Below are 6,000 nucleotides of genomic sequence, written 5' to 3' on the forward strand. Positions count from 1 at the left end.
GCCATACATTTTCACCTCCACTTTTTTCTAGATTGCATTTGAAAACAGTCATTTCTAATTGAGCGCCAATGCAATTTTTTCATTCTTGCCACGCTCAAGGTCCACATTATCCGAAATTTCAAAACTTTAATATAGGACCTTTGATTTATTTTAATAATATCATATTGACATTATTAAATTGACGATATATAATTAATAGCCGAAAATTTAGAGTTTTAAAATTGATGTTATCAAAGTTTAAACTCTAAAAATTTAGAGTTTTAGATGTCTTTTTTTTGCTTCTAAATTTCTCAAATTCCCACTTACTGATAAGCGTTTTTCTACATATTCCATCCAAATGATTCTTGATCGCCCCCCTATATATAGCATTTCGAACAAGCGTTTCCGATACTTTATATTCATGCTTAATTTGCTTAATTGAGCAAAAAGTCATTTTAAACAACTCAATACATTCTTTATCAAATCGATAGGCAAATGCTTTGTTATTCAATTTTTCAACTACTGGGTCACCTAGCAATCCTGCTTTTACATATTTCAACACAATCCGTTCATTGCACCCTAATTCATGTGCAACTTGACTTAAGTTATAACCTTTTAAGCGAATACGTTCCTCTGTGATTATTTTTGCTAGATCGAGAGGTTCAAATAACAAATCACTTAGTTTGTATGGATCCTTTTGTGTATATGCTTGCAAGCCATTGTTTTTAATGAATGAAATAATATGGGATAAAGAGATGCCTGACTTGGAATACTTCTCAAAACATCGAGCAAGCGTTATCTTGTCTTCTGCCGCCTTTATTTTCTGTGGCTTCAGGGAATCCAACAAACGCTGCATTTGTTTTTTTGAAATTGATTTATCATTTTCCATGTACGGGGAATAACTTAGAACTTCACTTTTAATCAGTTCCACAACACTTCGCACGTGAATTCCCAATAAATTAGCTGCTTCTAGCCCAGTGACCCGATCTCTTTTTACTTCCAAAAACGCCAGTAGTGATTTTTCTGTCTTATCTTTCAAATAATAGGTTGCTCGACCGTTAGTTAAACAGCACTCTGTAAAGAAACTAGTTTTCAGTAAATAATCTAACTCACTATCCACGATAGGGAACTTCTCCTTTATCTGCTCCTTTGTAAGGTAGTTCTTGTCTATATACTCGGATGCTTGTTTATCAAAACTGGTTATATTTTTCGGTACATTCATAAATCGTATATAATTTTCTAGTCGAAAGTTTTGATACGCTTGAAAAATAAAATCCATACTCTCTGACGAGGCAATCATACTTTCGAAATTCTGCTTTCTCCTCCTATTTGATCTGTTTAGATTTGGTTGATAGATGGATTGAAGTACTACGTGGAAACGATTATCAAAATCCTGGAACATCCAATATAAGTCAGCCAGTAGATTAACTAATCCCTTCTCCTTAATAGGGATTTTGTTCGTATATTCTATTTTATATAGAGCTGCATTCTTTTGCGTAAAACTGTGGAATCCGTGGAATAACTGCGCAAATGCTGAGAGAACAATCAGTAAATCTTCTATTTCAAATAATCCTAAATAGCGGCCCTTGTTTCCTAGAAGTAATTCTGCGAGCTCTTTTTGTGATTTCAAAATATAATGATCTGTTACACTCTCTGTCACCATTTCCGATAGAATTTGATCACACCCACTACACTCATTTTTAAAAATGGAATTAATCGTAATAATCTTCTTACAACTCGTACATTCGTTTAGCAAAAACACTTGATGCTTTGTACAAACATTCATCAAATTAATTCCCCAGGTAAAGCTTTGATGAATTTGTTCATCAAGACATATTGGGCAGCATTTGGTCCTCGTCTTGAGGAAAAAAACATTTTCCTTGTCTTTACTAACATTCAAAGTGAGATACGAATGCTGAAATAGAAATTCTTTACCCGTTAATATACTCAACTCTAGACAAGACTCTTCTTTTATTTGATTTGCGTTCAGTTCATGCTTGGTAATCGGCTGATCGGTTATTCCATACGGATTATCATGATAGTTCTTCTTGTAAATTCTAAAAAGGTAACTACTTAACGTTTCTGTTTCCATAATCGGTAGCCTATTTAACAATGGTCTCATCGGATTTCCCCTTTAATTTCCATCATTACCAGAATAATAGAATTGTATGCGACGATTTGCTGGGAAATATTTCGAACCTTAGTGAACACGAAAAACACTTAATGACGAATTACTAGTACGTAGATAAGCTTGTAATATTAGGCGTTAAATCTCCATAGAATTCATGGAGGTGAATAATAATGGCTTACAATAATAGAATATTTATTCAAAAAGCAACGAAGGTTCAACATACTTCAGCTATAATGGCTTATCGGCTTGGTACATCTTTAATAAAAAAAATAAATGAAAGAGAACAATCAGATGATAATGTTGTTCGAATGCATTATGAACAGTTACCTATACTTGAACGTTACTTTGATTTGTTACATAAAGGAACAAAAACGCAACCTTCCTGCAAATCCAACTGCTCTGGTTGTTGTAAATATCCAATATGGACGAGTGCGGTAGAATCCATGTATATTTCGAACTGGATAAGAACAAATATGGATCAAGATACATTAGAACAAATACATGAGAATTTCGACACTTGGTATGAGGAAATTGGTGAATGGGCTGAGGGGTACAAATATGGTGATAAAATAAAACATGATGAATACACTCGTAAAAATATAAAATGTCCTTTTTTAATTAATAATTCATGTTCTATTTATGATGCCCGACCGATTGTTTGCAGGACCTATTTTTCATACGGAAACCCTAAAAATTGCGAACGCGAATTATTTCCAAAAGGAACGTTAAACCTTACATGTGCTGGGAAGAACTTGTATGAAGTACCTATGGCTAATAAAATGAGGAAAGCTTCTAATGGAGATAAAGAAAAAGAAAACCAACTATTTCCTAAGGTGTTTGGGAAAAGGTTATTACCTTATTGGTTCTATAAACTTCCTGCAAAATAGATTAAGGACATTTAATATTAGAATAAACATACCTAGTTATATAATAGAAGAAAGTCGTTTAATTCGAATGTAAATCTCTGACCATTCAATTTAATCAAGCAAACGTGGCCAGAAAAACTGGAACGTTTATCTAAGTATCAAGTTCATCTTTCAGTTTCACTGTGAGCTTGTGAGCTTCGTTTCTAATATGTAAAAAACCACTTAACTGTTAAGTGGTTTTATTGAGAATAGGAAGTATTTTGACCATTATCTTAGTTCATTATGTTTTGCTGTCCGTTTTTTACTAAAGCACCCGTTAGCTTAATAAGAAAAACTATTCTTTCTCAACTTTTTTTATAAAAACATCTAATATCTTTGTATATACTTCTGGCTGTTCAGAATGTACTAGATGCGAAGCAAAGGGAATGATAGACACGTGAACATCCTCCTTTAATAACGGGTACAAGATAGTCCCTTCGGTTTCACCTTTATTTTCTTCACCAACCATATACAAAACAGGTGAATTAATACCATCCAAATCTTTTGTCATCTGAAATGGATACCAATGTTCATCTTTACCCATATATATGAATTGTCTCCAATCAGACCCATGTAAGTTATCAAAGAAATTTACTGCATCTTCATTTTGTAATAATTGTGCTTGAAATTCTACATCTTCATTGTGCAATTGAATCCAGTTATCTGGCTTTTTAGATAAAACTCCAGAAATGGTTAAACTTTTGACTTTATGAGGAAATTTTTTCGCGAAGCATAATCCAACTAAACCACCTAATGAACACCCAACTAGATGAACAGATTTCACATCTAATTTATTTAGCGTTTCTTCTATATCCATTGCAGAATCCTCAAAGAAATTCGAAAGGTTATTTTCAATTGACCTACCATGTCCTCTTAAATCGGGAAGAATAACCTTAAAGTTATGTTTAAAATATTCTCTCTGATATTCAAAGTCAGTTAATCCAGTTTGTAAGCCAGTATGAAGAAATACAATTGGTTCACCGTCCCCAAAAACTTCAGTATGTAATAGCAAAACCATCCCTACTTTTCTAAGTTATATTTGTTTTTAATTCCTTTATATTGCTACTTTTCCAGATTTTAAAAATACCTTCTTCTTCAACTAACCTGCCCCGTTAGTTTAAGTGTAACATTTCACAATGGAAATCTGAGATTTTCTTGATGTAAAAAATAGACCATCGAAACTAACTGTTGTTTAACTAAAACCCTTCTTTAGTTGAACAATGTTAATCAATTAAACTAAGTTCATATTGAATACGTTCCAAAACCTTTTTGGGAATAATATCATAACCTATTGCCTGTTTTCCACTCCAATTAACACCCAGATATAATCCATCTTTTTCTAGACCTTTTAACCATCGATCGAGAAATTCATCAAATCCTATTTCATATGGTAGAAATCCATTATAATCGGGAACATTTTCAATGATTTTTTCTGCCCTCGATTTCAAAGACCAAAATGGCATTGATGTTTCACCGTCAATATTTGTCGAAGTTGGAATACCACCTTCGTCCCTAATTGTCCATATTTTACGATGCTTAATAATTTCTTTTATAAATGCATTCCATTGTGCGGCCGTTTGAGACAAAATAGCACACCTACTTTCTTTTCAGGTTAAGATTCTCCATTCTTTTGTTCATAACTTCTTTCACTAACCTGCTGCCCGTTAGTTGAAGAAGATAATTTAGATTTGTATAGTTCTAATCCCAATAATTAAAGATAATATCTCCTACTCTTTCAGGCTTCCAATAAGCTATTTGTTCCAATTCATCACTATTAAAATTGTCATTTTGTACAATACTCTTTTTAGAATCTAGTCCTATTATTACAGGGGCATTCAGTTCCCTAGTATCCAGAACATTATAAAAAGGGCTAAATTGTTTAACTAACTCAGGTTCATCAAAAAAAGTAATCTTTCCATATTCCACATTAAAAGCAAAAGCCATAAATGGATAATGTACATTAAGCAATATATGCAGATTCTTATTAAAAATTTTAGCTTCGACATTAAAAAAATTAGTGGCTCCCTGTGGCTCATTAAAATCTAACAATTCTCCGCCAATACTGCTAATGAGACTAAAACATATCTGTTTAAATTGTTTATCATCAATTGTTGGAGGTTTTTTATGTTTTGCACTATAAAAACCAGTTACACCATTAGGAAGCTTCATAAAGTAACCACCCTTCATTTAAATTTTTTACTAGAAGGCTGTCGATTGACAGCCCTTTTCTGCTAAAGCACCTTGTCACTTGGAAAAGTTAACGCAATAGTATAGATCAAGTTAGGTCTTTTATAGTTATTTCTAGTGTATCACCTTCAAGTTCTAGCTCCATATGATTATCCCAGTTTAGAAATTCATCACATTTAATTAACAACTTATTATTAGACCAACTATGAAATTCAACTTTGTCCATTTTAATTGGACTCTCTAATGGTTTCTTATCTTTTAATTTGGATCCTATTTTTTCAATTTCATAATAATCCGCAATTATGAAATCACCTGATGGTGTTACGGTTAAACAATAATATTGAGGTTGGGATTCATACTCAGTTAATCCGCCGTTGCCACAGTCAACTTGAAATAAATAATCAGAAGTGAGAACAAGAACTTGGTTATGCTTCTTTGATAGTGCCACACCCATTGGTGAGCCTCTAAACTCACCACACCATTCATTAAAATTTTCATCTTCAAATTTTACCCACGTCCAATTTGGCGAATTCCATGAGCTTGGTATGTCATAAATTCTTTCCTTGTATTGTCCCGAATAAGGTTGATTTATTATATCTGCTTTGGTTATCACTATTGTTGTTCCTCACTTATGATTAATTACTTCGGGAGGAGAATATTCAACTAAAGCACCCGTTAGCCATCCATGAAGCGCAAAATCAGCGCTTCACCACAGAGAATGAAAATGGGGAAAAACCGTACATACTGATTCTACGGCTGGGAGAGGAAGGTCGATGAACTATGGTGCGTTAGAGCCCA

Annotated in this window: 6 protein-coding genes; 1 reads left to right on the forward strand and 5 read right to left on the reverse strand. The window is 33.2% G+C overall.

Going from position 1 to position 6,000, the window contains the following annotated elements; genetic code table 11:
- Positions 1–244: 244 nt before the first annotated feature.
- Positions 245–2,101: a TniQ family protein gene (locus WAX74_RS17605; RefSeq protein WP_336498972.1), complete on the reverse strand. Its 1,857-nt coding sequence runs from the start codon at positions 2,099–2,101 to the stop codon at positions 245–247.
- 179 nt (positions 2,102–2,280) lie between these two features.
- Between WAX74_RS17605 and WAX74_RS17610 the strand changes: the two genes are divergently transcribed.
- The gene (locus WAX74_RS17610) at positions 2,281–2,997 is read left to right on the forward strand and encodes a YkgJ family cysteine cluster protein (protein ID WP_336498973.1); all 717 of its coding nucleotides are present in this window, start codon (positions 2,281–2,283) and stop codon (positions 2,995–2,997) included.
- Between the two features lie 313 nt (positions 2,998–3,310).
- Here the strand turns inward: WAX74_RS17610 and WAX74_RS17615 are convergent, their stop codons facing one another.
- From WAX74_RS17615 to WAX74_RS17630, 4 genes are all read right to left on the reverse strand, one after another.
- On the reverse strand, positions 3,311–4,033 hold the full coding sequence (locus WAX74_RS17615; protein ID WP_336498974.1) for an alpha/beta fold hydrolase: 723 nt from the start codon (positions 4,031–4,033) through the stop codon (positions 3,311–3,313).
- 205 nt (positions 4,034–4,238) lie between these two features.
- Entirely contained in the window at positions 4,239–4,601 is a 363-nt protein-coding gene (locus WAX74_RS17620) for a DUF2750 domain-containing protein (RefSeq protein ID WP_336498975.1), read from the reverse strand.
- Between the two features lie 112 nt (positions 4,602–4,713).
- Entirely contained in the window at positions 4,714–5,184 is a 471-nt protein-coding gene (locus WAX74_RS17625; RefSeq protein ID WP_336498976.1) for a hypothetical protein, read from the reverse strand.
- A gap of 106 nt (positions 5,185–5,290) precedes the next feature.
- Complete coding sequence (locus tag WAX74_RS17630) at positions 5,291–5,815, reverse strand: hypothetical protein (RefSeq protein WP_336498977.1); 525 nt, start codon at positions 5,813–5,815, stop codon at positions 5,291–5,293.
- Positions 5,816–6,000 lie beyond the last annotated feature (185 nt).

This window comes from Psychrobacillus mangrovi (assembly GCF_037104765.1).
Classification (GTDB): Bacteria; Bacillota; Bacilli; order Bacillales_A; family Planococcaceae; genus Psychrobacillus; species Psychrobacillus mangrovi.

What these genes read in the sequence shown, in the direction of transcription:
- WAX74_RS17605 (WP_336498972.1), bottom strand. Translation starts at nt 2,101, where the DNA reads ATGAGACCATTGTTAAATAGGCTACCGATTATGGAAACAGAAACGTTA.
- WAX74_RS17610 (WP_336498973.1), top strand. Translation starts at nt 2,281, where the DNA reads ATGGCTTACAATAATAGAATATTTATTCAAAAAGCAACGAAGGTTCAA.
- WAX74_RS17615 (WP_336498974.1), bottom strand. Translation starts at nt 4,033, where the DNA reads ATGGTTTTGCTATTACATACTGAAGTTTTTGGGGACGGTGAACCAATT.
- WAX74_RS17625 (WP_336498976.1), bottom strand. Translation starts at nt 5,184, where the DNA reads ATGAAGCTTCCTAATGGTGTAACTGGTTTTTATAGTGCAAAACATAAA.